Here is a 26,323-nt window from a genome sequence, read left to right on the forward strand (position 1 = left end):
ACGTGAAGCTCGCCGACCTCCTCCTGACCGACAGACGCGCCGAAGCCGCCGCCTACCTGCGTGAACACCTCTCCACCGTCAGCGAGGAGAAGGTGGAGCCCCGGGACAGCTGACCCGCGACCCGGTCTCAGTCCTCCTCGTCGCAAGTGTCCTCGGCGTTCTCCGGCTGCTCAAGGTTGGCCAGGACCGTGGCGGAGATGTCGGCGAGCTGGTCCAGCTGCTCCGCGCTGAGGCAGTCGACGAACAGGTGGCGCACCTGCTCGCTGTGCCGTGGGGCCGCCTCGTTCAGCGCCTCCCGTCCCTTCGGCGTGAGCGTGATGTAGATGGCCCGGGCCTCGCCGCTGTGACGTTCGACGAGGCCGCGTCTGGACATCCGGGTGAGCTGGTGGTGCATCCGGCTCTTCTCCCAGCCCATCATCGCGCCGAGGTGATAGGCGCGCAGACGGCCGCCGTCGGCGCCGGAGAGCACGGTGAGCACGGTGTAGTCCGCGGTCGACAGTCCGCCGCAGTCCTGCAGCTGCCGCTCGACGCGTCCACGCAGGACCTCCTGCATCCGGAAGAACGTCTGCCAGGCGTGCAGCTCCCGCGCACTGAGTCCTTGCTGCTGATGAGTCACGGCGAACACTTTACCCCGAGCGAGTTGACGCATCACCTCGCCAGGTCTATGTTCGAGGTGACACATCAACTCGATGGGCTGCGGAGACAGCCACGCCGCGGAGGCAGACCATGCAAACCCAGCAGCACACCGCGCGCCGATCCGTCACCCGGATCCAGAACAAGCTCCACCTCGGCCCGGACGCCCAGGTCGACGACAAGAGCATGTGGTTCACCCCGCAGGACCCCGCGCTCACCGACCCCTTCCTCGCTCTCGCCGACGACCTCTTCTCCGCGCCCGGCTTCGAGTGGCACCCGCACCGGGGCCTGGAGACCGTCACCCTGGTGCTGGACGGAGTCCTGGAACACGGCGACAGCATCGGCAACGCCGGCACGCTGACCACCGGAGACGTCCAGTGGATGACCGCCGGACGCGGGATCATCCACCGCGAACTGGCCTTCCGCAACGAACGGGCCCACGTGCTGCAGCTGTGGGTGAACCTGCCGGCCGAGAAGAAGATGGTCGACACCCGCTATCAGGACCTGCTCGCCACCGAACGGCCGGTCGTCGAGCGTGACGGTGCCCGGATCGACGTCGTCTCCGGCACCGTCGGCAGTCTGACCGGACCGGCGCTCACCCACTGGCCGATCTCCGGCTCGGTGATCACCCTGGAGCCCGGCCGCCGCCTCGGTCATGTCCTGCCGGGCCGGGACCGCGCCTTCTTCACCGTGCTCTCCGGCACCGTGAACATCGCCGGACGCGCCGTGACCGCCGGGCAGACCGCGTGGTCCGACCCCGTACCGGACACGGACCTGACCGACATCGACCTGCGCACCGCCGACGGCGACACCCCGAGCGTGGTCATGACCTTCAGCGGTCCGCCCATCCGACAGCCCGTCGCCCTGGGCGGACCCATGGTCATGAACACCCCCGCCGAGATCCAGCAGGCCTTCCGCGACTTCCAGACCGGCAAGTTCGGCGCCATCCCACGCCAGGCCCGGCTGCAGTACCGCTGACCGCGATCCTTCCGGCCCGCGCACAGAAGCTCGCCGGCGACCCACCGCCCGGCGTACCACCACCTTATGAACAGGAGTTCCCCATGACCCGGATCGGCATCATCCTCGGCAGCACCCGCCCCAACCGCAACGGCGAACAGGTCGCCGCATGGGTGCACGGCACCGCCGCCCAGCGTGACGACGCCGAGTACGAAGTGGTCGACCTGCGCGACCACCCGCTGCCCCACCTCGACGAGTCGCTGCCTCCGTCGATGGGCCAGTACCAGAACGAGCACACCCGGCAGTGGGCGGAGAAGATCGCCTCGTTCGACGGGTTCGTCATCGTCACGCCCGAGTACAACCACAGCATCCCCGGCGTCCTCAAGAACGCCCTCGACTACGTGTACGCCGAATGGCACAACAAGGCCGTCGGGTTCGTCTCCTACGGCGCCGCCGGCGGCACCCGCGCCGCGGAACACCTCCGCCAGATCGCCGGCGAACTGCGGCTGGCCGACGTCCGCCAACAGGTCTCACTCACCCTGGCCACCGACTTCGAGAACTACTCCGCCTTCAAGCCCGGCGCCCACCAGCTCCCCCAGCTGAACACACTGTTCGACGAGGTCGTCGCCTGGAGCGACGCCCTCGCGGGCCTGCGCGATCCGTACGTCGCGACGGCGGCCTGACCACCGCGACTCCGCCGCGGCGAGGTTTCCCGCGGCCCGCCGGCCGCGCGGTCCCAGGCCGGCGGGCCACCCCGGTACGACCTCGCGCTGGCGCAGGCCGACCAGAACGCCTGGGGTCACGGCCTTCACGAGGCGACGGGCGGGTGAACGCTTCCCCATGGGCAGGTCAGGGAATCGATCGGCCCCGGGCGACGAGTGTCCGAACAACTCCTCCGATATCGCTGGCAACTGGTCGACCGAGCACCAGACACGGTCGGTGACGGTGCAGCAGGCACGCAACACCTGGCAGGACTGGGTGTGGCGGGGTGACCTGAACCACCTCACGTACCAGTGACCCTGGAACGTCCCCAGCTGCACCTACGCCTGGTCGCAGTCGAAGACGTCGGGCTGGAAGTGGTCGGTCGGCCTCAACGTCAAGGTCCCCAGCGCCCTCAGCAAGGCGGTGAGCGAGCTCGCCGCCCTCACCCCGGGCTATGAGCGCAACGGCTCCACCACCACCACGTTCACCTGGCAGATCACCATGAAGCCGGGGCAGAAGGCCGCACCGATCCAGGTCGTGGAGCGCCGCTGGACACAGGGCGTCTACCAGGGCCCCGCACCGGTCCTGACCGTGTCCGATCCTGACCATGTCCGGTCGTGACCGGTCCGCGGAGGCACCCCGTCCGCCGGCGGGGTGCCTCCCCGAACCACCCCACACAACCCGACACAACAGGACTTGATCCCCATGATGGTGCGTCGTCTCTCTCGTGCCGCCGCCGGTTCGCTCGCGGTGATCGCATGCGGTCTGCTGACCGCCTGCGGCCCCACCACCCACGCCACGCCCACGGCAGCACCGCTCCTCTCGCCGGCACCCGCTCCCCCGGTGCGATGAAGACGCTGCCGCCCTCCCGCCTGTGCACCGTCCTGACCAAGGGCATCGTGGAGCGGCTCGTCGCCGACGCCCGTTCACGGCCCAGGTCGGCCCCGACAGGGCACCGCCCCGGACGTCTGCAGCTACGCCGCCACCGACGGAAGCTCGATGCTGTCCCTGACCCCGACCACCCGGACCTACGAGGCCGAACTGTCCGCCGCCGCCGACCTGCGATGAGCGTTGTTCTGCTGCATTTCAGCATTCCCTTCGGGGATTGACAGGTTCGCTCGGACGAACGGAATCCGATCGCCGAGCGCTGTGACCGATGCCTCCGCGGAACGAGAGTTCGTGATGATCCACTGTCAACACCCCTTAGAAGCCGCCAGGGCGCGGTACTTGTACTGATCGTCGACGACGAACCCGAGCTCACCGAGTTGCTGTCGCGGGCCGTCACCGAGGCGGGCTGACAGCCGTTCCTCGCGCACGACGGACGCACCGCCCTGACGCTCGCCCGCAGCTGCGCCCCGCACGCCGTCGTCCTGGACGGCATGCTGCCCGACCTGGATGGTGTGCACGTACTGCGGCGTCTGCGGTACGAGAACCCAGAGCTGCCGGTGCTCATGCTCACCGCCCGCGACGCGTTGGAACACCGCCTCGACGGCCTGTCGGCGGGCGCGGACGACTACGTGACCAAGCCCTTCTCGCTGGAGGAGGTCATGCCGCGGCTGCGCGGACTGCTGCGCCGGTCCGGCGCCGAACAGGAGGCGGCGGACGAGCCCGTGCGGGTGCTCGGCGATCTGGTCCTGGCCGAGAAAACCCGTCAGGTGCACCGGGACGGGACGCCGATCACGCTCACCACGAAGGAGTTCGACGTCCTCAGCTTCCTGACGAGGCATCCACGCCAGGTACTCGGCAAGGAACAGATCATCGACGAGGTCTGGAACAGCTCGTTCGAGAGCGAGGGAAACCTGGTCGAGGTCTACATCTACAGCCTGCGCTCGAAGATCGACAAAGGACGGGAGCGGATGATCCACACGGTACGCGGCGCCGGTTACGTCATCAGGGCCGCGGACACCGCGGCATGAGACTCCGCCGGAACAGGAGACCGGCCCGCTCGCTGCGGGTCCGGCTGGTGCTGTTCACCACCGCCGCCCTGACCGTCGTATGCGCGGCGACGGCCGTCACCACGGTTGTCGTGCAACGTGCCCATCTGCTGGACGAGCTGGACCAACGCGTACGGGACGTCGCCGCACGGAGCCAGGGCGGGGTCCGCTACCGCCCCGGAAGCGCCACGGACCTGAGCTTCCTCAACGAACAGGGGCAGTCCGTCGGCACCGTCGCGGCCCGCCTCGCCGACGGAGAGGACGGCAACGGGGCGGACGACGATCAGGTCACCGCCGCCGAGGTGGTGACCGGCCACGGCCGACGCGAGGCGCTCACCGCCGCCCAGCGCGCCGCCCTGGCCGGGATCACCGCGGACGGCACGCTGCACACCCGCACGATCCCCGGCCTCGGCACCTACCGCGTGACCGCCGTCAGCGGCAACGTCGCCTCCGTCCTGGCCGGGCTTCCCATGGCCGCCGTACAGGACTCGATCCACAACCTCGTCGTGACCGAGGCGCTGATCGCCGCCGTGGGTCTCGCCGTCTCGGGCTCCGTCTGCGCGCTGGTCCTACGCCGCCGGCTGCGCCCCCTGGGCAGGGTGGCTGCCACCGCGGTGGAGGTCGCGGGCGCTCGGCTGGACCACGGGGAGGTCACCGAGCTCGCCCGCGTTCCCGCCGCCGACACGGACCCCGCCACCGAGATCGGTCAGGTCGGCACCGCGCTGAACCACCTGATCGACCGGATGGAGTCCGCGCTCGCCCAGCGCCGGCGCAGCGAGGACCGCATGCGCCGCTTCCTCGCCGACGTCGGCCACGAACTGCGCACCCCGCTCGCCTCCATCGCCGGGCACGCCGAGATGATGGAGCGGGACGCCGCACCGATCGAGCCGCACCTGGTGTGGCGTCGTGTCGCCGCGCAGTCGGCCCGTATGACGGGGCTCGTCGAGGATCTGCTGCTGCTCGCCCACCTGGACGAGGGACGGCCGCTTCAGGCGGTGGACGTCAACCTCGCGACGCTGGTCGCGGAGGCGGTGTGGGACGCGCAGGCGGCGGGCGCGGACCACGACTGGGAGCTCGCGCTGCTCCTCGACACTCCGGCCACGGTGACCGGTGACCCGGCCCGGTCGACCCAGGTGGTGACCAACCTCCTGACCAACGCCCGCGTGCACACACCTCCGGGCACGTGCATCACCGTCGCCGTGGAGGCCACGCGCGCGGGATGCGTGATCCGCGTACGGGACGACGGTCCCGGCATCCCGCCCGACCTCCTCCCATCCGTCTTCGAACGCTTCACCCGCACCGACACCTCCCGCTCCCGCATCCCCGGCGAGGGCGGCGGCTCGGGCCTGGGCCTCGCCATCGCCGTGGCCATCACCCAGGCGCACGACGGCCGCATCGATGTCGAGAGCGAGCCCGGACGCACCGAGTTCACGGTCACGCTGCCGTACGTCACCGCCGGTCGGGCCGCGCCGGGCGACACGGCCCCGACGTCCACGGCGCCGACGTCGGCCTGACCGACAGGTCCGGCCCCAGGTGCGTCTCTCCGACGGACATCGACCCGCCGTGAACAACCTCCCGCAGTGGGCCGCCGGTCTCCCGGTCCAGGCAGTCTCCCGCTTCCGCCGCGAATCCCCAGCGTATTCATATATACGCAGGTCAGAGCTGCCGCGGACGGGCCTATGAGTGCCCGATTCGGCAGCCGCGCGGGTTCCATTTCAGCTTGGGCTCAGTTGGGTGCCGGAAGGTTGCCGACGGACGGCCGTCCGCAGGGGCGGGCCACCGACGAAAGGAGCCGTCGCCGATGACCGGGCTCGGCACCGGGGAGACCGCGGCGCGGGAGCCCGAGCAGGAGACCGGCCGCCGCGCCCACGCGAGCCGCCGCAACTTCATGCGCAAGGTCTTCTTCGCGTCCGGCGCCACCGCGGTCGCCACGATGGGTGGCGCCGGTGCCTGGGCGGCGCTCGCCGACGACACCACCGGCACGGCCGACGCCTCGGCCTCCGCCGTCCCGAGCGGCGCCCCCAGCGGCGGCCCGGGCGGCGGCACCGGCGGCCCCGGCAACCAGTCGATCACCGAGGACTTCTTCGGTCTGACCACCGACGGCAAGCGGATCGACGACCTGTTCACGATCCACTCCACCAAGGTCGCCACCGCCCCGGTGATCTCCGCCGCCGAGGCCTTCCTGGCCGGTCTCACCGACGACCAGAAGACCTCGACGCAGTTCACCGTCCACTCCACCGAGTGGCGGCTGTGGAGCAACATCGACTCCTACGAGCGCCAGGGCGTCTCCCTCGCCGACCTGAGTGACGACCAGAAGGCCCTCGGTACTGCCCTGTTGAAGGCGGCGCTGAGCGCGGACGGCCTGGAGACCACGGAGAAGATCCGGAAGATCAACCAGGCGGCGGGCGAGGCGATCGGCAACACGAACGCCTTCAACGAAGAGGCCTTCTACTGGACCGTGATGGGCACCCCGTCGGCCACCGAGCCCTGGGGCTTCCAGTTCGATGGCCACCACCTGGTCATCAACTACTTCGTCCTCGGCAGCCAGGTCGTGATGAGCCCCTGCTTCTGGGGTTCGGAGCCGACCTCGATGGAGATCGACGGCGAGACGGTCACGGTCTGCCACGAGGAGGTCGTCGCGAGCCTGGCCTTCATCAACTCCCTCACCTCGGCGCAGCAGGCGGTCGCGATCGAGTCGACGACCAAGTCGAACGAGTCGATGAAGGCGGGCGCCTTCTCCGACAACACGGTCCAGGAGTACACGGGCCTGCGCGGCAACAAGCTCACCGGCGCGCAGAAGAAGAAGCTCCTCGGCATCGTCGAGGCCTTCGTCGGCCGCGCCAAGGCCGACGCCGCGAAGGTGCGGATGGCCGAGGTGGCCCAGCACCTGAACGACACGTACGTCACGTGGGCGGGCGGCACCGGCGACGAGGACGCCTTCTACGTACGAGTGCACAGCCCGGTCGTCTGGGTCGAGGTCGACTGCCAGTCCCCCGGCCCGCTCGCCGGCGCCTACAACGCCACGCAGGGCGGCAGCCCCACCCAGATGCACGTCCACTCCATCATCCGCACCCCGAACGGCAACGACTACGGAAAAGAACTCCTCAGGCAGCACTACCTGACCTCGCCCCACCACCAGTGAGGCATATGTTTCCCGTCATGCCGGAGGGCCGCACCCACGTGGGTGCGGCCCTCCGGTCGTCGAAGTGGTGCCCCTGAGGCGAAACGGCCTCTCCTGGACGAGCCGGGTCCACGCTCCGGGTCTACGCACCGATCAGCCTACGGAGATGGCTGTTCTGCGGCTCCCGCCAGGGACCCGAACCTGCGGCCAGCGACACCGGCTATCGACCACCGGGGATTCTCAGTCCCGATTCGCGCGTTGCTCCCCGGCACCCCGACTGGCGAACCGAGAGGCCGCGCAGATAGGCGGCGGCAGACGGGGACAGGCACAGTTCCATGATCATGGAGTTGCGACGCTCTGTGACCACCGGAGACCCTGTGCCCGCGCCGCCATCATGGCGGACCGAACCGCTGTGGGAACGGCTGTGGTGTTGGCGGCATCCCAGCGGTGGCGGCGGGCGTTGACGCGTCGTGGCCGGGAGCGGCTGCTTGAAGGGCAGCGGTCAGGTAGCGGTGAACGATGTCCAGTTCGCCCGGAGTGAAGTCCTTGGCCGCCTCGACCAGGTTGGCGATGAGCGGGCCGAAGAAGGACCGACCCAGCTCCACGGCTTTCTGTTCCACCGTCAGCACGACACGTCGTCGGTCGTTTTCATCGCGCCTACGACGGACGAGCCCCAGGCGCTCCAGCCGGTCGAGCAGGGCAGTGGTGCCAGCCGAGTTGAGCCGCAGCGCCGTACCTAGTCGTCCTGGGGTGACGTCGGTGCCCGCCCGGTCAGCGTCAAGCAGGTGGATGAGGGCCCGCATATCGGTCGGGTGCAGGCCGTTTCGCGCGGCGAACTCGGCGCCGCGCAGGTCGAATTCCACGGTTACTGCGCGCAGTAGGTGGACCAGCCGCATCGCGGGGTTGATGTCATCACTCACCGGGCTAGTATCTCGCCAAGCGAGATACTAGGTCAACGAGACGATTCCCGGGGGTTCACCGTGTCCTCATCCCAAGATTTCTTCGCCGCCTACGACGCACTCCTCGCCCGCTGGCCCACCGGTACCACCGAGATCGACGTTCCCACCCCGTACGGCACCACCCGTGTCCACGCCTACGGCCCTGCTGACGCCACCCCAGTCCTCCTTCTGCACGGCGGCGGCTCCACCGGCGCGGTCTGGTTCGCCAATGCCCGGGCACTCGGCACGCACCACCGGGTGCTGGCCGTCGACATCCTCGGCGATGCCGGACGCAGCATCCCCGGCGGCCGCCCGCTGCGCACAACCACCGACCTGATGGTCTGGTTGGACGCACTGCTCGACGGCCTCACCGTGTCCCGCACGCACCTGCTGGGCCACTCCTACGGCGGCTGGATCGCTCTGACCTACGCCCTACACGCCGCACGGCGGGTCGATCGGCTGGTACTGCTCGACCCGACCCAGTGCTTCGCCAACTTCCGCCCGAGTTTTCTGCTGCGCTCGCTGCCGATACTGTTGCGCCCGACGGAAGCCCGTGCGCGCGCCTACCTGGACCGCGAGACCGCGGGGACCGACACCGACCTGGGCTGGAAGCGGCTCTATGCTTTGGCGGTCTCGGGCTTCACGGACCGGAAACTGGTCGTCGGTCGCCGCCCGGACCCCACGGCGCTGAGCGTCCCGCTCCTGGTCCTTCTCGCCGGCCGCAGTGGCACCCACGACGCCGCGAACGTCGCAGCCCGGGCCCGCAAGGCCGTACCGGACGCCCGGATCGAGATCCTCGCCGAGCTCACCCACTTCGCTATGCCCACCGCCGTGCCCGCGCAGACGAACCACCGGATCACCGACTTCCTGGCAGGCAATCAGGAGAAGCAAGCCGCCCCGGGCGCAGTGTGAAGGAGATCAAGCGGAGCGGATTGCACTGAGGCCACTCGGCAGCGCGATCCAGACTTCGGGGGGAAGGCCACGTGGTCGTTCATGGTCGACGGCGGGGGCGTCCCTCCCAGCGATGGGTGCTCCAGGCTCGGCGGATCAGGCTACGGGCCGTGATGATTGTGTTGACAAGGTCGAAGAAGGCGTCGATGACGCTGATCCGCCGTTCGTAGCAGCGCGCGAGCCGGTGGAAGGCGTTCTGCCAGACGTGGGTGCGCTCGACATGCCACCGCTGGGTGGCCTGGACCGGCGCCTTGGTCCCCTTGTGGGCGATCCGGCCGTGCAGGCCCCGCTCGCCAAGCAGGGCGCGGGACTTGGCCGAGTCGTAGCCGGCGTCGAGGTGCACGGTGATCTCGTCGGGAAGCGGCCCAAGGCCAGCCAGAAGAGCCAGAGTTGAGGCCAGGAGCGGCGAGTCATGGCAGTTGGCGCCGGCCAGGACGCGGCCGAGCGGGATGCCGTAGCCGTCGGCCATGCTTGAGCGTTTCATGCCCTGCTCACCTCGGTCGACCGGTGAGCGCCCGGCTGCTTCGCCTCCGCCAGGGGCCTTGGTGATGGCGCCGTCCACGGCGATCTGACCGAAGACGAGACCGACCATGCGGTCGTAGGCGTCCAACGCGATCTGCCGCGATCGCCTCGTACGAGCAGCCGAAGCGGAGGGCCTGTAGCAGCTTGTCGAAGACGATCCGATCGCTGATCCGGCGCCGGTGGCAGCCCAGAGGGTGAGCCGGATCGAATTCCGGCCTCTGTGGCAACAAGGCGACGAATTGGTCCCACAGCGGTTCGGTCAGCCAAGAAGGCAGCGCAGGCACAGGATCTCCGGTGGTCACAGAGCGTCGCAACACCATGATCGCGGAACCTGTGCCTGTCCCAATCCGCCAGCCGAGCCCGCCAGCCACCTATCTGCGCGACCTCCAAGTCACCCGCCATCACACCAGTTCGGTCACATCGCAGTGCCGCCGGCCCCACCGACCTCGTCGACTCACGGCACCTCTTCAAGGCCAACCCTCCTAGAGAACGCTTGTGTTCACAAAGGACGACTCGCCATCGTCCCGAATAGTAGTGAACGCTCACGTTCACTAACTCGTCTCTGGGGGACATTCAGTGACGCACGATCAAATACAGACGCAGTCACCCGTGCCCACGCCACCACCAGGCGCGGTCTCACGCCCAGCGCACCCAGACCTCGCGCTCACGGTCATCGCCGCGTGCCAGCTGATGGTGGTGCTCGACGCGTCCGTTCCGACGTGCGTTTCACTGTCCCTGTCATTGTCGTCGCCATCGTCCGTGTGAAACAAGCGAGGGTCGACCACACCTTCGACCAGCATGTCGGGCAACAGCGGCTCTTTCGACGGCTCGGGCACGGGAACGGCTGGAATCGCCGGGGACTCCGTCAGGGTCTGCACGATGCGCTCCCAGGTGCCCTCCGTATTCCAGCGGGTCCAGCGGCTCATGAGGGACTTGCCCACTCCATGACTCATACGCCGAGCGGCTTCGTTCCATGTCTCCGCCGTCCGCGCTTTCCACAGGATCGCCTCGACGGCGTCCCGGACCGGAAGGTCGGTGGACTTCCCCGATCCCCTGCCGGTCTTCGCGACCAGCGGCTCGATGACCGCCCATGCCGCATCGGGGACCTCGACAGGAATGTGCAGGTCGCGCTCCTTGAACCACACGCCGACAGCACGGCACACGCGGCCCTTGCGTACCGGGACAGGGCCCAGCAGCGTGACTTTGAGATCGATGAGTTCGATGACGTCGGCCCGTTCCGCATCGTTCATGGACGGCATCTGGGCACGGGCTCGTTCGGCCAGAGCCTTCAGGTCACTCGCCCGGCGCTCGGCGGCCTCGTTCTGACGCTGCCAAGCGACGGCCTGCTCTCGGAGTTTGCGCAGCTGACCGAGTTCGGCGTTCATGGGGCCGGTGGCCTGGGTCACCACCTGGGTCGCGGCCTCCTGGTCCAGCCCTTGCTGCGCGGCCTGAATCGCCGTGGCGCCCATCACGGTCGCGATCGCCCTTTCCTGGACGGCGATCTGTGCGTCGAGTTCCTCGATACGGTCAGCGTGCCCGCTTCGGGCGCCGAGCGTGACATCGGCCCATTCCCGCGCCAGGTCCATCAACTCCTCCGGGTCCTTGAGGAGTCGGCTGATGCGCCGCCACGCCTCCTGCTCGATCTGGTTCGCGTCGATCTGGCTACAGCCGCATACCGGGCCACCCGCGTGACGGGGCTGCTTGCCCGAGCAGATGTACTTGCGCCTGCCTGTGATGGTCTGGATCTGGCCGACGTAGTGTGCGCCGCATCGGCTGACGATCCGCTTGGACAGCGGACAGCCATGCGAGCGCTCACGGACTGCCCGCTGCGCCCCGATCCGGGCAGCGGCCGCTTTCAGCTCGTGGACCTCTTCCTCTGTGAACACCTCGTCGAGCTTGATGACGACCGTGGCACCGAAAACCGCGCCCCGCACGTCCACGAACGAATGATCGACGCGATCCTCGACGGCGACCCCAGGCTCATCGACGTGGAGGTCGAGCGGCACACGGCCTGGAGCGCCGCGGAACTCCTCGACATGCTCGCGGAGCGGCGCAAGGGCGCCGCGAAGTCGAACACGGCCTGAGCGTCCAAGCACTGCGGGACCCGACCGGCGGCCAAGGGCCGACCCCATCCCGCGGGTCGGCTCCTGACCGTGAACGGCGAGAAGTGCGCGCTCTCCGCCGGCCTGGCGGTTTCCGATGCGGGTGCCGCACGTCGGGGCCGCTGTCGCGGTGATCGAGGAGTGCGCGGGGGTCGGCCGGGCGCCGTCACCGCGGAGCTCCGGCCAAGGAGGCAGCCGCATGAGGGACTTCGGCTGCGAGTGCGCGCTCGTGGTCTCCCACCCGCCGGCACCGGCCAGGCAACCGCCCCCCTCCGAGGGCCGTCAGGACGGCGGCCCCATGGCACTCGACGCCGTAGGCTCCGGTGTCGTACCGCCCGTTCGCGCGGCCCGGAAGGACGCCATAGTGTGCCGGACGAAGGAGCGGATCTCCGGTGTGGTCCGTTCCCGCGGCCAGACCAGGCGCAGTGGCAGGAGCGGCCCGTCGGCCAGAGGGATGCTGACGGTTCCCTCGGCGGTGGCGCCGTTCTCCTGCGGAACGGCGAGCGCGCAGGCATGTCCCAGCCGTACGACGGCCAGCATCTGCAGGCCGTCGCTCACCTCGGGCCCGGGCGTGCCGGGCAGTCCGTCCGGCCACAGCGCCGGGTCGGCCGACGGCGTGCCCGTGCCCGTCCAGCTGACCAGCGGTTCGTCGGCGAGGTCGGCGACACTCACCACCTCCTTGCCCGCGAACCGGTGCCGAGTGCTCACCAGCACACGGCAGGGCTCGTGGCGCAGCACCACACCGTCCAGTGCGGGATCGTGGAGGGCGGCGCGCCACAGTGCGACGTCGGCCCGGCCGGAGCGGAGTCGTTCGAGCTCGTCCTCGGGGGTGCCGACGGTCGCGCGGGCCGGACGTGGCGGAGTGGTGGCGTTGTACGACCTGACCAGCCGGTCCACCAGCGAGGCGTCGCACCCCGCTCCGGTCACCGTCACCACGTCGTGCCGTTCGGCCGCCCGGCGTACGCGCGCGGTCATGTCGGCCACCCGTGCCATGAGCGACCGTCCCTCGTCGAGCATGGCCCGGCCCGCGGCGGTGAGCGCGACGCCCTGCGGGGTGCGTACGAGGAGGACCGCGCCTACGTCCTTCTCCAGGGCCCGGACAGCCCGCGAGAGCGCCGGCTGGGTCATGGACAGCCGCTGTGCGGCCCGGGTGAAGCTGAGCTCCTCCGCGACCGCGACGAAGTACTGGACCTGCCGGATCTCCACGTCACCCATGGAACCACTCTCCCACGTGCCGCTATGCCGGCCGGGCATGACCCCATGCCCAACGGGAACTTCCATGATCGGCTCGGGGGCGGTGTGCTGGAAGGCGGGCGGAGGACTCCTCCCCCGCCCGGGGACATGTCAGGACTGGAGCAACGGATGACAACGCAGGCGAAGAAGGCCGTGGTGACCGGCGGTAGCGCCGGTATCGGTCTGGAGACGGCCGTCGGGCTGGCCGGCGAAGGGTGGGACGTCACCGTCGTCGCGCGCGACCGGGCGCGCGGTGACGCGGCGGTGGCCCGCATCGACGAGGCCGCCGGACGTGGTGCGGGACGTTTCGTCGTCGCGGATCTGTCCTGCCTCGCCGAGACCCGCGACCTGGGCCGTCGTCTCGCCGCCGAGGGCGCGTTGGACCTACTCGTGAACAACGTGGGCGGCATGTGGGTCCAGCGGTGGGAGAGCCCCGAGGGCATCGAGGCGAGCGTCGCGCTCAACCACCTCTCGCCGTACGTCCTCACCGAGGAACTGCTCGACGCGCTCACCGCCGCGGCCCCGAGCCGGATCGTGAACGTCACCTCGGCCGCCATCGCCTCGGCGCAGCCCGTGTTCGACGACATGGAGCCGCCCGGCCCGCACTACGGCATGGCGGCCACCGGACGGGCCAAACTCGCGCATCTCGTCCACACCATGGACCTCGCCGAGCGTCTGAAGCCGAGCGGTGTGGCGGTGTTCGCCGCCGATCCGGGCGCCGCGGCCACCGACAACGCGGCCCAGATGACCATCGACATCCTCCCGCCCGCGCTGCGCCCGCACTGGGAGCAGATCCGGCAGGGGGTCTCCGCGCCCGTCCCGGACGCGGCGAAAGCCCCGCTCACCGCGGCGACCGACCCCTCCCTGGACGGCAGCACCGGGCTGGTGATCGGCCGCTCGGGGAAACCGGACGACTCGCTCCTGAAGTTCGTCACCCCCCAGGTGGCCGACGCCGTGCGGGCATGGACGGCAAAGCTCCTTGCCGCGCAGGCCAGTTGACCTCCCGGTGACGCGGCCCCGCGCGGACGTCACGATCTTCGACCTCACCATCCTCGCGGGGGCAGCCGCTCCCAGTGCGGCTGACGCGCCAGCATTCCGGGCCGCCCCGCCACCCCGCGCGCGTACACCGCCTCACAGGCGTCGACGACGTCGGCCGGGGCGGCGTACCGGAGCCGTATGTCGTCGGTGCCGGGCGGCGCGGGCCACGAACCCGAGGAGACCGTCCGGCGCCGACAGCCCCAGCACGTAGTCGTAGTCCTCCCAGCGCGCAGCGGGACGCCCATCTCCGTGGTCTCGCGCAGCATGGCCCGCTCCACGCTGTTGAGCCCCGCGAAGGGCCTGCCGCTGCCACCCGGCCGCACCGCGTCGGCGATCCGGGGGGGCCCTCTCCCGCAGGACGAGCCGTGCCAGGGCACGGACGGTGAAGCTGCTCGGGATGGAGTACGGGGTGCCGGGGATGAAGGGCACCGCGCCGTCCCACACGCCCTCGGTGTTCTCGATGGCGCCGATCGTCTGGTACGAGCCGCCGCTGCCGCCCCAGACGTAGCCGTGGATCCTCCTCGTCGAGCCGTAGTACTTCGCCGCGTATGTGCGCGAGAACTTGGCCGCGGCGGCGTCGACGCGGTATCCGGCGCCGCCGTTCGTCTGGACGACGTAGGCGCCGCTGTCCGCGGCGAAGGCGATGTCCTGGTCGGCGGCGTTCTCGTCGGTCAGCGGGTACACCTTGTGGAAGAAGCGGCCCTGCCACTGCTGCTTCGGCGGCAGATAGAGGTTGAACCTCTTGCCGGTGCCGTCGAAGTGCCCCGAGATCTTCCGGTGCGGTACCGGTGCGGTCAGGTCCGTCTCGCTGTGTACGCCTCCGCCGGGGCCTCGAACAGCCCGTCCACGTCTTGGCGCTCCACGATGTCGCCGTTCTGCATCACGCTGACGGTGTCGCAGATGTCGGCGACGACTCCCAGGTTGTGGGTCACCAGGACGACGGCCAGTCCCCGTTCGTCGCGCAGCTCCCGCAGCAGTTCCAGGACCTCGGCCTGCACGGTCACGTCCAGGGCGGTGGGCGGTTCGTCCGCCACGATCACGTCGGGGGCGGAGGCCACCGCACCGCAGATGAGCACACGCTGGGCCATGCCGCCGGAGATCTCGTGCGGGTACTGCTTGAAGACGCGCTCCGGGTTCTTGATGCCGACGCGCGCCAGCAGCTTCAGCAGTTGCTGTTCCTCTTCCTGCTTCGAGATCTTCTTGACCGCGCGCAGGGCGTGGGTGAGCTGGGCGCCGACCGTGAAGCAGGGGTCGAGGTTCGACATCGGTTCCTGCGGTACGTAGGCGATGCGCCGGCCCCGGGCCTCGCGCAGTCGGGCGTTCGTCGGCCAGCAGGTCCTGCCCGTCCAGGAGGACGCTGCCGCCGAGGACAACCGCCTCGCGGGGCAGGATGCCCAGGACCGAGAACGCGATCTGGGACTTGCCCGACCCGGACTCACCGACCAGACCGTGGATCTCGCCGCGCCGTACGTCGAGGTCGACACCGTGCACGACCTCGCGCACGCCGTCCCCGCCGTCCGGGTAGCCGACGCGCAGACCGCGTACCGACAGCACCGCCTCGGCCGGTGCGGCCGTCTCCTGTGCGGCCGCCTGCCCGCGGTCCTTGCGTGCTCGCTGGACGAGTTCACGGCGACGGCACGGGGACAGCGTCCTGCTGCGGGCCGACGACTGGAGGATGTCGCGCAGGGCGTTGCCGAGCAGGACGAGCGCGAGCACGGTCAGCGTGATGAGGAACGCGGGCCACAGTACGCCGGGCTTGTTGTTGTAGATGTTGCCGAACGCCTCCTGGAGCACCCCGCCCCAGAAAGCCTTGTCCGGGTCGCTGAGGCCGATGAAGCCCATGCCGGCTTCGATGCCGATCGCCGCGGCGAGGACGAACGAGCTCTGGATGATGATCGGCGCGCGGACGGCCCACAGCACATGGCGTCCGACGATCCGCAGATCAGAGAGCCCGACCACCTTGGCCGCGTCCACGTAGAGCTCGCCGCGCACACCGAGGACGACCGACCTGACCAGGCGGAAGTACGAGGGTGCCACGATGAGTCCGTAGGCGGCCATGGCTGCGACGATGTTGGAGCCGGTACGGGCGTACAGCGCGATGAGCAGCACGATGCCCGGCATCGACATGACCACGTCGGAGAACCAGCTCGACACCGCGTCGGTCCTGCCCCGGTAGAAGCCGGCGATCAGACCGCTGACGACGCCGAGCGCCAGGGACACGACGAGCACCACCAGACAGGCGATCATCGTCTGCCGAGTGCCGTACATCAGCCGCGACAGGATGTCCCGGCCTGTCGAGTCCGCTCCCAGGAGATGGCCGGGGGAGAACGGGGAGGCGTTCACCGCGCCCAGGTCGGTCACGTTCTGCCCGTGCGGGGCCAGCCAGGGGCTGGACAGACCCAGGAACACCACGAAGAGCAGGAAGGCGATGCAGACAGCGGCCTGCGGATTGGTCAGCAGGCGCCGCAGCAGCGAGCGTCCCTTGGCCGCCGACCGCACCGGCGGGGACGGCTCCAGGGGGGAAGTCGTGGTCCTCGCGTCCTCGCTTTCGGGTTGACCGCCGCCGTCACCAGGTCACCCAGCAGGTTGACGACGAGCACGACCACGATCGTCACCAGCACGCAGCCCATCACCATGGGAACGTCGCCCCGCTGGGCCGAGCTGTTGCAGCGCGGCGACCTCCCGCGCCACCTCCTCCGAGGAGTCGAGCGTCGCGGCCAGGTACTCGGCGTCGTCGTCGAGCTGCCGCTCCAGGCCCAGCCCCAGCCGTTCGTCGTTGCCGAACGGGTTGTCCAGGTCCCCGATGTCCTCGGCACCGCTTGCGCCGCCCGTGTCCCGGGCATCGCCGGCGCCCGGCAGGAGCACGGCCGCCCCGCCCGCCACGGCTGCGGCCAGATTGGCGCGGGCGACCCGTACCGTACGGCTCATCACCCGCGGCCGAGCGGCCGCGGTGATCAGCCCGTCGGTGTCGGTACGCAGGTCGACCAGCACGGCGCGGGTGTCGAGTGCCTCCCTCAGCGCGGTCCGGGGATTGCCTCGCAGCAGCCGGGAAGCAGTCCGCGCCCGGTCGGTGGCCTCCTCCACCTGGCGGCGCAGTTCGCGGTGCAGGCTCGCGTCGAACACCGCCGCCTGGTAGCGGAGTTTCGCCGCGTGCAGCAGGTACCGGGTCAGCGGGGCGAGCCGGTCGCGGCTGTGCCAGGCCCAGGCGTCCAGTTCCCGTTCCAGGGCGACGGGGGCGAACACCACCAGACGGCGTCTCGGCGGTGCCGCAGCGGCGGGATCGGTGTCCTGCGGTAGCTCCCAGACGGCGAACCCCTGGCCGGTGGGCCAGCCGTCGTACTGCCACCGGCCCGGACGCGCTCCGGCCACCAGGTCCGGCAGCAGCGCGCCCACTCGGGCGAGGTCGTCCCCCGTGGACAGCGGGTGCGCGGTGATGCCGAGCAGCACCCGGGGGCCGCGCCCATGCCTCCGGGCGCGGCTGCCGGACGGGCGGTCTCCAGCAGCCGCCAGGAGGGCTCGCTGCCGGGGGTTCCGTCACCGTCCGGCGCTAGCAGGACGGCTGCTCCCAGCACGTCGTGGGTCTGGTACAGCAGCGCCTGCCGGATGCCGTCGCCCTCCTGTTGCCGGGCGGCCAGCACCCGGTAGCCGTCGGCGGGGCCGCCGGGCAGCGGCCCCATATCGGTCGACGGCACGCCGGGCACCGGCCGGTCCGTGCCCGACCGTCCGCACTCGTCCCACGCCCCCCGGTGGCCGCCCGTTCCTCCAGGCCGCGCGCCCCGACGTGGAAGAACTCGTGGTCGAGCAGAGCCTGGCGCAGCACCACGGCGGTCGACGGTTCACCGTCCGTCCGTCTCCGCACCGCCACCCGGCGACGCGACACCGGCCCCGGTGGGCTCGCCGGCCTCCGCCACGATGCAGGTCACCAGTTCGTTCAGCTCGTCCGGGAGCCCCACCGGCGGAGGCCTCAGGGGTTCGTCCTGGTGCTTGGTCACCACCATCCGGGGCCCGGCCAGTTCCAGCCGGCCCACCGCCGCCCGCAGGCCCCACCGGTCCTCCCCGTGCCAGAGCCCGGCGATGTCCCGTACCGCGGTGCCGACCGCCTCCCACTGCGCCGGGGTGAGCCGCCACTCTGGTACGCGGCGCAGCGAGCGCACCGCGCGCCAGGCGGTCTCGTATCCCTCCGGGCCGTCCCGTCCCGCTTCCCCCGGTGTCATCGGCCTCTCCCTTCCTCCTCCACTACCCGCCCGTCCCACGCCGTGTTCGCGCGTGCCGGGGCCCGCTCCAGCAGGGTGGTCAGATCGGCCGCGACGGCCTCCAGTTCCTTCCCGCGCGCGTCAAGGACGTCCGTCATCGACCGCAGCGGCCGGGCCAGTTCGTCGAGACCGGTCCGGACCTCCGCGATCGCCAGGCTCCAGCCGAAGTCCGCTCGGTCCTCGCCGGTGCCGAGCACGCGGTCCACGATCGTGTCGGCGGTCTTGTCGAGCCTGCCGCGGAGTTCGCTGCGCCGCTCCGCCTCCCTGGCCTCCAGGCGGGCGCCCTGGATCTCGCGGAAGACGAGGGTGCCGAGTTCGAGAACGTGCGGAAGCACCGCGTCGAAGATCTTCATCCGCTGGAGCGAGGCCCGCGCCCGGTCGGCGTGCCTGGCGTCGGCGAACCCGACGCCGCTGCGGTAGTAGTAACGGAGCTTGCGCCGCTGGCCAGCGAGATTGTCCACGTGTCCCAGTTCCGCCACGGCCCGGTCGAGCGACATGCCCAGGTTCTTCTCCTGGCGGCTCTGGTAGAGGCCGCGGACCACCCAGCGGACCTGACCGCGCAGTTCGCGCAGGACGAGGTCGAGGCTGCGCTCCCCGGTCTTCGCCGCGGCCTGCGGTGTGCGCAGGACCGGTGGGTCGGTGAGCGTGCCGACGAAGTGCTGGAAAGCCGTCGCGGCGGCGCGCTGGGCCCGGGCGGACAGTTCGGTGTCCGTCTGGCGCACCAGCCGGTCTAGCTCGGCGCCCCAGCGGGTGGACCACCCGGCCATGACCTTGCCGAGGCCGCCCTCCGCCTCGGCCCGGATCGCGGCTTCGTCCGCCCCGTGCAGGTTCTCGACCGCGGAGCTGAGCAATTCGTGGACCGAGGCCCGCAGTTCAGCGCGGGCGGCGGCGACGACGCCATCCAGCTCCGTGGTGACGGCGGCGAGCTGCGCCAGTTCCCGGTGTGCCTCGTCTGCCGCGAGCCGGGTCTGCGTCCGCTCGCTCCCAGCCTCGTCCAGCGCCTGCGTTGCGACCCGGCTCCAGAGCCGCACCTCGGCGGCGGCGCGCAGCTCCGGGCGCCGGTCAACGAGCGCGGCCAGGTCCGCGCGGAGCCCGGCGATGCCGTCCCAGTCCCCAGTCGGCCCGTCGAACACGCCGAGACCATAGGGGTCGGCGGCGACCAGGTGGACCGGCACGTCGTCCGGCGGCAGGCCGTCGCCCGTGCCGCGGGCCAGGAGCACGGCCAGCTCATCGCGTTTACGGGCGCACAGCCGCCGGTACGCGTCCGGATTGTCCTGCGGGTCGATGCCCGCCTCGTCCATCCGCCCCACCGCCAGCAGCAGTGCGCCCGCCGGGAACAGCCGCGACGCCTTCGGCCCGAAGAAGGCGCCGGTGGCCACGGCGCGGATGTGCTCCACGCCGGTGGTGGCCAGCTGGGGCGGGAGCACGACGAGCAGGGCGTCGGTGACACCGAGCGCGTTGTCGGCGGCGGCCTCGTGCTCGGGGTGACCGGCGGAGATGCCCGGGGTGTCGGCGTATTCGATCCCGGCGCTGGTCTCCCGGCCGACGACGAAGGTCTCGGGACGGGCACCGATCGTCAGCCAGGACGGCACGGCCGTCCCGTCCTCCACCAGCAGGCGCTTGACCAGACTCGACTTGCCAGCGTCGTAGGGGCCGTAGACGGTCACCCGCACGGCCGTGCTGTGCCTGAACTCGTCCCACAGGGCCGTGACCTCGTCCGTGACGCCCTTCCCGGCGACGGTGCGCACCGCGGCGCGGATCCGGTCGATCCACTCCCCGGTGCTGCCGGTTTCCGCCCCGTTGACGGACGAGGCCGCGGTCCCGCTCTCGATCTCGGTCTCGGTCATTGCTCCCCCTCTGTGTGCTGCCGTGCTGAGTGGCCGACGGGCTCGTGGCCCAGACGAGTGAACGCGTCGGCGATCACTTCCCGGATGGTGCCGATCCTGTCCCGCAGCGCGTCCGTGGTCTGGGTGTACACGGCCGCGCGCTCGTCGATCTCCTTGACGCGGGCGCTCAGTTCCTCGCAGTCGTCGTCGAGCCCGGACAGCAGGCCGGGTTCGTCCTCGGTTCCGTCCGTGATCACCTCGGCCCACTGGGCGCCGGACTCCCGAAGGGCCACCGACACCGCCAGCCGGCCCTGGGCCAGTTCCTGGTCTTCCTTCACATTGCGGACCAGGCTGTAGACGTCAACGACGCTGCCGGCCACGGACAGGACCATTCCCGCCCTCGACATCAGCACCGCCCCGCGCGCGAGCGCGGCCGGCTCCAGGCTCCGGCCGAGCCACGTCGGCACCCGGGCGATCACCGGGCCGTCGGCGGCCTTCCCGATCAGCGCCCCCACTCGGCCGAACCCCTGGGCGGCCTTCCTGCGGCGCTCGCCGCGCGGGTGGCCGTTCAGAAAACGGAGGTCCTCTACGGCGCCGGTCTCCGGGAACGTCCGGGCGAACGCCTTGGCTCCCAGGCGGCGGCGGAAGGAGTGGGCGGTGCGCCGCCGCCAGACCGCGATCTCGTCGGCCGACTCGGCCCACCACTGCTCGACGACCGCCTGCAGGTCCGGGTCCTCCGTCCACCGGTTGAGGCGCTCGGCGAGCGCCTTGCGCTCCTCGGGGTTGCCGTTGCGCAGTGCCTTCCCCAGTCCGCGGTCGAGGAACTCGACCACCAAGTCGGTAAGGCGCGCGGCCCGTACCTGCCGGATGGCAAGGCCCTCGCGGAACCGGTCCACGACGTCCGCGCGCAGCCGGTCGAGCTGGTCGGCCCGTTCGCGTGCCGCGCGCTCCTCGGCCTCGGCGTTTCGCAGCACGGCGCCGAACCGCGCGAGTCCGCCGTGCAGTACGGACACGTCGACGCCGTTCGCGTCCAGACTCGGCCGCAGTTCCTCCAGTGCCTCGGCCAGGACGTCCATGCCGTCCCAGTGGCGGTGCGGGTCGAAGTCTTCCCTGCAGCTGCCGTGGTAGCCGTAGGGGTCGGCGGACACGCACACGACGCGGTCCGGGTCCACCGGGGGCCGCCCGGAACCGGGCGGCGCCGTCCGGTCCAGGGCCTGCGCGAGTTCCACGCGCTTGCGGGCGCAGCGCAGGGCGAACTCCACGGGTGCGTCGAACGGATCGGGGCCGATCTGGTCAGAGCGGTTGATGATCAGGACGGTCCGGTCGAGCTTCCCCTGCAGGTGCCGTTCCGGGTCCCCGTCGAGGACAAGGTCGAGGTCGTCGCGTTTGCCCACGACCAGGTTGGGCGGGAACAGGTAGAGGACAGCGGCGGCGTCCGGCACCGCGCTGTGCGCCGCCGCGCGGTGCGCCTTCCGTCCGCTCTGAAAGCCGGGATTGTCGACGAACACAACTCCATCGATCTCGTACGGGGTCGGCTCGGCGGTCCGCGGCACGGCGGCGACGGCGGGGAGTCCATCTGGATACGTCTCGGCGTCCACCAGCTGGCGCCGGATGAAGGAGGACTTGCCGCTGTTGTAGTCCCCGCACACCAGGACCCGGGGCCGGGCGTCGGCCGCGAGCCTGCCGAGCTGTGCCAGCACCTCGTCGACGCCGACATCGACGGCGGCAGCAGCCTCGGCGGCTTCGGCCACTTGGGTGTGGTCGTCGGAACCGACGGCGGTGCGCTCGCGCAGCCGGCGGCGGGTCTCCCGCAGCCAGCCGCGGCCCGATCCAGGGGCTGGCACGGTGAACGGCCCCTCGGCCGCCCCTCGCGCCCACTCCGGGAATCCGGGCTGGGCAATGGACCGCGCCGGTCCGGACGGCCGCGATGGCGCCTCTCCGGTGCCCGGCTTCTCGGCACACCAGGACTCGCCGAGCCACAGGTGTGCGGCCGCCTCATTCCCGGCGAGGCCCGTGGCGGCCTCGCACGCGAGGGCAGTCTCGCGCAGCACTACCGCCGGATCCGCGGGGTCCGGCAGACCCGCGGCCGTACTCCGCAGCAACTCCCGGCGGTGCGCCGCGGACTCCGCGACGCGGCGCAGTTCGACACCCTGTTGCACGGCGGCGCCGACCCGTTCGGCGAAGGCCTGGCGGACCAGCTCGCCCGCCCGCTCGGCCGCCGCCGTACGAGCCCCCTCGAAGGTCGCGGCCACGGCCTTGCGGGCGTCGGCGCGGCCGCGTGCCAGCGCCTCCTCCTGGCGCCAGCGGGCACGACGGCGGCTCCAGCCGCTGAACGCCCGCCCGATCAGGCCGGCGGCCGCACCCGCGAGTAAGATGCCGCCGACGGTCCAGCCGACCGGGTTCCAGATGTTGGCGGCGACCAGGGCCGCCATGGCGGCGCTGCCGGCGCCCGCCGCCGCTCCGCCCACACCGGCGGCGATGCTCATGCCTCGAAGGAGCCGCCCGGCCCGGCCCTCCACCCGGGCCCGCTCGGCCGCGACCGCGGCCAGGTCCGCCGCGGCATCCTCGACGACAAGGCCGACCCGGCGCCGGAGGTGTGCGGCGCTCGCCTCCAGCGCCCCCTGTAGGGCGTCTTCGATCTCCGCGGTGTCGAAGACCCGCTCGGCGAACACCTTGTCCGGCACCGCCTCGTTACGCGCCATGGCCCGGTCGACGACGTCGTCGGCGCGCCGCTGGGCCGCGTCCCGCACCGGGGCCAGCGCCGCACGGATCGCGTGGTCGGCGTACCGCTCGAACTCCCCCGTCGGAGGTGCCTCGAAGCGTCCCCCGCGCATCCGCTCCAGCTCGGCGAGGGTGGCGCGCAGACCCCCGTCGTCCCGGCGCGGGTTCCGTTCCGGTCGGCCGCCCGCGGCACCGGTTCCCGCCTCCGTGCCTGCCATGCCTGATTCGTCCGCCGCGGGGTCGGGGTCCGTGAAGGCCGACTCCGGTGAGCCCAGGACCGTCAGCATCCGTTCGATGCCGATCTCCGTCTGCTCGGCGAGCCGGAGGGCGGGCTCCTCGACGTGCACCCGGAGCCTGGCATCCGCGTTCCGGCAGGCCCCGCCGATCTGGGACACCAGCGCGCCGAGCCGCAGACCGACCGCGTCCCGGCCGAGGGCCGTGGCAAGCAGGGATTCGAGGGCCGGCAGGTTCGACCAGTCGAGGAGGACGTCGATGGAACCCGCCTCTGCCCGGTGCTTCGACAGGCTGTTGGCGTCGGGCCCCTGGTAGGGCAGGGCGGCGCGGGCAAACACCGCCCGCTTGGTGTTGAGGGCCACGACCGGGACGTCGTGCAAGCCGATCCGGGCGAGTTCGTCTCGGATGTTCTCGGCGTGCTCAGCAACGGAGCGGGAGAGCCTGCGACGGATCTCCTGCTGCGGCACCCGGGTGGGGAAGCGCCACATCGAGCTGCGGTTGTTGAGGACGGCGACCACCGGCTTGCCGTAGTCGGCGATCCAGTCGGCCACCTTGGCGAACTCCCCCTCCTGCTGGCTCTGGCTGTCGAAGCAGAGGATCACCACATCCGCGGAGACCAGTGCCTCACGGGCGGTCTCCTCCAGCTCCGAGCGCGACTTCGTCCGCCCCCAGCCGTTGGTGCCCGGGGTGTCGACGACGCGGCAGCCGCGCCACTGGCCCGGAGCAACGCCGGTGGTCCAGTCGGACGCGCCGTCAGGAGAGATCGAGCCGCCGAAACCCTGGGTCAGCGCCTCGGTCAGGCTACTCTTGCCCGTACCGGTGCGGCCGAACAGGACGAGGTTGAACGTCCCGAGTTCGTCACCGAGCCGACGCTTCGTCAGCTCCTCCAACTCGCGGACGACGGCCCGCACTACGTCGTCTGCGTACGCTCGGAGCGCATCAGGGCCGGGCGGGGACGACGCGCCGGAGGCGGGCGGCGCCGACCCTGCCGACCCGCCGGATAGTTCGTACCCGACCCCCTGCATGAGCCCGCCGACGAGCCCGTTGATCTCGCGTCGCAGATCCACCGCGACCGGACGGCTCCGTTCGATCGCCTCCGCGACAGCGCGCTCCAGATTTTCCGCCCCCACCAGAGCCTCCCCCGCTCCGTACCCGCCCATCGCCCTGCCGAAGGCCAGGCAACGCGGGGCAATCGTGGCAGAAATACGACCCTCCCGGCAGGCTCTTCTGAGGTTCAGAACCTCACTCCGTCCAGCTCCCGTTCGCGTACGCTGGATCGCGGCTCCCCCATCTGGCGGTGCACTACGCCAGTAACGCGCGCGGGGTGTGGATCTCGGACCACAGCAAGAACCGCAAACTGACTGCCCTGCGGGACATCGCCCAGCGCTGCCACGCACGGAGCACCTGCTCAATAGCGACACGGGCACCACCACACATGCCCTCTGCGAAGACAACGCACGGTGCGTTGACGCACGACGCCGAGAACGGCACGTCCACGCCGATGCCGCCGGCCCGCTCCCGTCACCCCCTCCGTACGGTCCCTGGAACGCTACGCGCGCCCTGGAGTCGAGGCAGTCACCCGGCACGTCGCTGAGCACGACCCCGCCGCTCGCCGCCAGGGCTGATCACAGCCGCCGACGCTCCTGCCGCCGCTACCACGGCGACCCTGTGCCTGCCGAAAAACTCATCCGTCCTGGTGGGGGCTGGTGGACGGGTGGTGTCGAGCGCGGGCGCTCGGGCGGGTGCTCTGGGCACCTGGTGAGTGCCCCGGCAGGATGATCTGTCGTGCTGCTGCGACTGGCCTATCTGGGTGTGACGAACGTGTTCGCCCTGCTGCGGCTGCTGTCGGTGAGCAACCAGGACAAGGACGCGGAGATCCTCGCGCTGCGTCATCAGATCACGGTGCTGGAACGCCAGCTCGGCCGGGATCGGGTGCGGTTCGCCCCGGGCGACCGGGTGTTCCTGGCCGCGTTGCTGCACCGTCTCCCGCGCGGTGTGCTGCGCCGGGCACGGCTGCTGGTGCGCCCGGACACTGTGCTGCGCCGGCACCGCGACCTGGTCTCGCGCCGCCACGCGGCCCGGCTCTCCCCGCTCAAGCACCGGAATTTGAACTGCCGCTACAGCTTCACCGCCTCCCGGGGTTCCGATGTATTACGGCGACCAGGGACGATGAGGGGCCGCGCGGAAGATTTCAAGTCCAGTGAGACGGTCGTGACGCTATGAGGTTTGTGGTGCGGGTTCCCTGCGCTTGGCCGGGTCGTTGATCCATGCCTGCTGGGGTGTCCGGGGTGGTCGGGGGCGGCCGAAGCGTTCGGGGTGGCGGGTGTATGCCTCGGCGAGGGTGACGGCACGCTGGTCGCGGACCTCCTCGGCGGTGCCGAAGTGCACGCTGGCCAGCGTGTGCCAGCCGATGCCCGAATGCCGGTGCTCGTGGTTGTAGTACGCGATGAACGCGTCGAACCACTCGCGGGCATGGGCCAGCGAGTCGAACCGTTCGGGATAGTCCGACATGTATTTCGTGGTCTTGAACTGGGCCTCGCTGTAGGGGTTGTCGTTGGAGGTCTTCGGCCGCGAGTGCGACCGGGTCACGCCGAGGTCGATCAGCAGCTGCGAGACCTTCTTCGAGGTCATCGACGTGCCGCGGTCGGCGTGCACGGTCTCGGGCACGATGCCGTTGCGGGCGATGGTCTCGCGGATCAACTCCTCGGCCCGCACCGCCGAGACCTGGGTCTACCCGGGCCACGGCAACGACACGACGCTCGGCGCGGAGCGCCCGCACCTGCCGGAGTGGCGCGCACGGGGTTGGTGAACCCCCAAGTGCCGTACGGCAGTTGGTGATGCCCCGGCGGGGGCGTGCGGCCTCGCCCACACGCGCCCCGTGTGAATCGAACGCACGCACAGGCGCCGTACGCGCGCTCCCGGCGCACGCCCTGGCGTAGTCCACTGGTGAACAGTTCCGCACGGGATGACGGCTCCCGTACGGATGGGCCGCCGGCCTCTCCAACCCCGCCCTCGGCCGGCGGCACCCGCCCGCACCGCGCCGTGGGCGCTCTCCGGCAGGGCCCGACAAGCGCACTCCGATGCTCTCACCAGGCGTTCACACCATGGCAACACCGGTTCCCACTATGCGGACAATCGCCTGGGCGACCTCGACAAAC

At 70.9% G+C, this 26,323-nt stretch carries 19 protein-coding genes and 7 pseudogenes; 12 read left to right on the forward strand and 14 right to left on the reverse strand.

From position 1 onward, the window contains the following. Positions 1-127: 127 nt before the first annotated feature. The gene (locus tag ACWD4G_RS16735) at positions 128-616 is read right to left on the reverse strand and encodes a MarR family winged helix-turn-helix transcriptional regulator (protein ID WP_451293939.1); all 489 of its coding nucleotides are present in this window, start codon (positions 614-616) and stop codon (positions 128-130) included. Between the two features lie 110 nt (positions 617-726). Between ACWD4G_RS16735 and ACWD4G_RS16740 the strand changes: the two genes are divergently transcribed. The 6 genes and pseudogenes from ACWD4G_RS16740 to ACWD4G_RS16765 all read left to right on the forward strand — a co-directional run bounded on the left by ACWD4G_RS16740 (position 727) and on the right by ACWD4G_RS16765 (position 7,368). Next, positions 727-1,611, forward strand: a complete 885-nt coding sequence (locus ACWD4G_RS16740; RefSeq protein ID WP_451293941.1) for a pirin family protein — start codon at positions 727-729, stop codon at positions 1,609-1,611. An 83-nt stretch (positions 1,612-1,694) separates the two neighbouring features. Further along, complete coding sequence (locus tag ACWD4G_RS16745; RefSeq protein WP_451293943.1) at positions 1,695-2,273, forward strand: NADPH-dependent FMN reductase; 579 nt, start codon at positions 1,695-1,697, stop codon at positions 2,271-2,273. 442 nt (positions 2,274-2,715) lie between these two features. Then, positions 2,716-2,913 carry a hypothetical protein gene (locus tag ACWD4G_RS16750; RefSeq protein ID WP_451293945.1) on the forward strand — a complete coding sequence of 66 codons (198 nt, stop codon included), beginning with the start codon at positions 2,716-2,718 and terminating at the stop codon, positions 2,911-2,913. A gap of 569 nt (positions 2,914-3,482) precedes the next feature. Next, positions 3,483-4,208 (forward strand): annotated as a pseudogene (locus ACWD4G_RS16755) (response regulator transcription factor). Further along, positions 4,205-5,740, forward strand: coding sequence for a sensor histidine kinase (locus ACWD4G_RS16760; RefSeq protein WP_451293947.1), 1,536 nt, complete (start codon positions 4,205-4,207; stop codon positions 5,738-5,740). Before ACWD4G_RS16755 ends, ACWD4G_RS16760 begins: the two are co-directional and overlap by 4 nt. Before the next feature lie 287 nt (positions 5,741-6,027). Further along, positions 6,028-7,368 (forward strand): DUF3500 domain-containing protein, encoded by a 1,341-nt coding sequence (locus tag ACWD4G_RS16765; protein ID WP_451293949.1) that lies wholly within the window; start codon positions 6,028-6,030, stop codon positions 7,366-7,368. Between the two features lie 371 nt (positions 7,369-7,739). On the opposite strand, the gene ACWD4G_RS16770 is transcribed toward ACWD4G_RS16765, so the two are convergent. Further along, entirely contained in the window at positions 7,740-8,243 is a 504-nt protein-coding gene (locus tag ACWD4G_RS16770; RefSeq protein ID WP_451294396.1) for a MarR family winged helix-turn-helix transcriptional regulator, read from the reverse strand. Positions 8,244-8,327: 84 nt separating this feature from the next. On the opposite strand from ACWD4G_RS16770, the gene ACWD4G_RS16775 reads away from it, so the two are divergent. Further along, a complete protein-coding gene (locus ACWD4G_RS16775; protein ID WP_451293951.1) occupies positions 8,328-9,197 on the forward strand; it encodes an alpha/beta fold hydrolase in 870 nt (289 codons plus the stop codon). A 79-nt stretch (positions 9,198-9,276) separates the two neighbouring features. On the opposite strand, the pseudogene ACWD4G_RS16780 reads toward ACWD4G_RS16775, so the two are convergent. Together ACWD4G_RS16780 and ACWD4G_RS16785 are read right to left on the reverse strand one after the other, a co-directional pair. Further along, positions 9,277-10,042, reverse strand: a pseudogene (locus ACWD4G_RS16780) (transposase). A gap of 606 nt (positions 10,043-10,648) precedes the next feature. Then, positions 10,649-11,344 (reverse strand): annotated as a pseudogene (locus ACWD4G_RS16785) (transposase); the annotation flags it as partial. A gap of 360 nt (positions 11,345-11,704) precedes the next feature. On the opposite strand from ACWD4G_RS16785, the gene ACWD4G_RS16790 reads away from it, so the two are divergent. Continuing rightward, entirely contained in the window at positions 11,705-11,842 is a 138-nt protein-coding gene (locus ACWD4G_RS16790; protein WP_451293953.1) for a hypothetical protein, read from the forward strand. A gap of 300 nt (positions 11,843-12,142) precedes the next feature. Here ACWD4G_RS16790 and ACWD4G_RS16795 read toward each other — a convergent pair whose 3' ends face one another. Continuing rightward, entirely contained in the window at positions 12,143-13,075 is a 933-nt protein-coding gene (locus ACWD4G_RS16795; protein WP_451293955.1) for a LysR family transcriptional regulator, read from the reverse strand. A 147-nt stretch (positions 13,076-13,222) separates the two neighbouring features. Between ACWD4G_RS16795 and ACWD4G_RS16800 the strand changes: the two genes are divergently transcribed. Further along, entirely contained in the window at positions 13,223-14,092 is an 870-nt protein-coding gene (locus ACWD4G_RS16800; protein ID WP_451293957.1) for an SDR family NAD(P)-dependent oxidoreductase, read from the forward strand. A gap of 62 nt (positions 14,093-14,154) precedes the next feature. Here the strand turns inward: ACWD4G_RS16800 and ACWD4G_RS16805 are convergent. After that, positions 14,155-14,289, reverse strand: a pseudogene (locus ACWD4G_RS16805) (GNAT family N-acetyltransferase); the annotation flags it as partial. 224 nt (positions 14,290-14,513) lie between these two features. Between ACWD4G_RS16805 and ACWD4G_RS16810 the strand changes: the two are divergent. Then, positions 14,514-14,639, forward strand: a complete 126-nt coding sequence (locus ACWD4G_RS16810) for a hypothetical protein (protein WP_451293959.1) — start codon at positions 14,514-14,516, stop codon at positions 14,637-14,639. Between the two features lie 286 nt (positions 14,640-14,925). Here ACWD4G_RS16810 and ACWD4G_RS16815 read toward each other — a convergent pair whose 3' ends face one another. From ACWD4G_RS16815 to ACWD4G_RS16845, 7 genes and pseudogenes are all read right to left on the reverse strand, one after another. Beyond that, on the reverse strand, positions 14,926-15,396 hold the full coding sequence (locus ACWD4G_RS16815) for an ATP-binding cassette domain-containing protein (RefSeq protein WP_451294398.1): 471 nt from the start codon (positions 15,394-15,396) through the stop codon (positions 14,926-14,928). A 103-nt stretch (positions 15,397-15,499) separates the two neighbouring features. Then, positions 15,500-16,630: pseudogene (locus ACWD4G_RS16820) on the reverse strand (ABC transporter permease subunit); the annotation flags it as partial. Positions 16,631-16,705: 75 nt separating this feature from the next. Next, positions 16,706-17,578, reverse strand: coding sequence for a CATRA conflict system CASPASE/TPR repeat-associated protein (locus ACWD4G_RS16825; RefSeq protein WP_451293961.1), 873 nt, complete (start codon positions 17,576-17,578; stop codon positions 16,706-16,708). Positions 17,579-17,619: 41 nt separating this feature from the next. Next, positions 17,620-17,862: pseudogene (locus tag ACWD4G_RS16830) on the reverse strand (CATRA conflict system CASPASE/TPR repeat-associated protein); the annotation flags it as partial. Between the two features lie 105 nt (positions 17,863-17,967). Beyond that, positions 17,968-18,345, reverse strand: a complete 378-nt coding sequence (locus ACWD4G_RS16835; RefSeq protein ID WP_451293963.1) for a CATRA system-associated protein — start codon at positions 18,343-18,345, stop codon at positions 17,968-17,970. Then, entirely contained in the window at positions 18,342-20,231 is a 1,890-nt protein-coding gene (locus tag ACWD4G_RS16840; protein WP_451293965.1) for a GTPase domain-containing protein, read from the reverse strand. Before ACWD4G_RS16840 ends, ACWD4G_RS16835 begins: the two co-directional genes overlap by 4 nt. Continuing rightward, positions 20,228-24,295, reverse strand: coding sequence for a GTPase (locus ACWD4G_RS16845; protein WP_451293967.1), 4,068 nt, complete (start codon positions 24,293-24,295; stop codon positions 20,228-20,230). Before ACWD4G_RS16845 ends, ACWD4G_RS16840 begins: the two co-directional genes overlap by 4 nt. 655 nt (positions 24,296-24,950) lie before the next feature. On the opposite strand from ACWD4G_RS16845, the gene ACWD4G_RS16850 reads away from it, so the two are divergent. Further along, positions 24,951-25,388 (forward strand): hypothetical protein, encoded by a 438-nt coding sequence (locus ACWD4G_RS16850; RefSeq protein ID WP_451293969.1) that lies wholly within the window; start codon positions 24,951-24,953, stop codon positions 25,386-25,388. On the opposite strand, the gene ACWD4G_RS16855 is transcribed toward ACWD4G_RS16850, so the two are convergent. Next, the gene (locus tag ACWD4G_RS16855; RefSeq protein WP_451293971.1) at positions 25,383-25,865 is read right to left on the reverse strand and encodes a transposase; all 483 of its coding nucleotides are present in this window, start codon (positions 25,863-25,865) and stop codon (positions 25,383-25,385) included. The two genes, ACWD4G_RS16850 and ACWD4G_RS16855, sit on opposite strands and share 6 nt — an antisense overlap. 19 nt (positions 25,866-25,884) lie before the next feature. On the opposite strand from ACWD4G_RS16855, the pseudogene ACWD4G_RS16860 reads away from it, so the two are divergent. Next, positions 25,885-25,974 (forward strand): annotated as a pseudogene (locus ACWD4G_RS16860) (MBL fold metallo-hydrolase); the annotation flags it as partial. Positions 25,975-26,323 lie beyond the last annotated feature (349 nt).

This window comes from Streptomyces sp. NPDC002643 (genome assembly GCF_053592555.1).

Bases quoted from the DNA above. Each gene is read 5' to 3' on its own strand.
- ACWD4G_RS16815 (WP_451294398.1), bottom strand. From the start codon at position 15,396: ATGTCGAACCTCGACCCCTGCTTCACGGTCGGCGCCCAGCTCACCCAC.
- ACWD4G_RS16795 (WP_451293955.1), bottom strand. From the start codon at position 13,075: ATGGGTGACGTGGAGATCCGGCAGGTCCAGTACTTCGTCGCGGTCGCG.
- ACWD4G_RS16790 (WP_451293953.1), top strand. From the start codon at position 11,705: ATGATCGACGCGATCCTCGACGGCGACCCCAGGCTCATCGACGTGGAG.
- ACWD4G_RS16800 (WP_451293957.1), top strand. From the start codon at position 13,223: ATGACAACGCAGGCGAAGAAGGCCGTGGTGACCGGCGGTAGCGCCGGT.
- ACWD4G_RS16835 (WP_451293963.1), bottom strand. From the start codon at position 18,345: ATGACACCGGGGGAAGCGGGACGGGACGGCCCGGAGGGATACGAGACC.
- ACWD4G_RS16840 (WP_451293965.1), bottom strand. From the start codon at position 20,231: ATGACCGAGACCGAGATCGAGAGCGGGACCGCGGCCTCGTCCGTCAAC.
- ACWD4G_RS16765 (WP_451293949.1), top strand. From the start codon at position 6,028: ATGACCGGGCTCGGCACCGGGGAGACCGCGGCGCGGGAGCCCGAGCAG.
- ACWD4G_RS16745 (WP_451293943.1), top strand. From the start codon at position 1,695: ATGACCCGGATCGGCATCATCCTCGGCAGCACCCGCCCCAACCGCAAC.
- ACWD4G_RS16760 (WP_451293947.1), top strand. From the start codon at position 4,205: ATGAGACTCCGCCGGAACAGGAGACCGGCCCGCTCGCTGCGGGTCCGG.
- ACWD4G_RS16740 (WP_451293941.1), top strand. From the start codon at position 727: ATGCAAACCCAGCAGCACACCGCGCGCCGATCCGTCACCCGGATCCAG.
- ACWD4G_RS16770 (WP_451294396.1), bottom strand. From the start codon at position 8,243: ATGCGGCTGGTCCACCTACTGCGCGCAGTAACCGTGGAATTCGACCTG.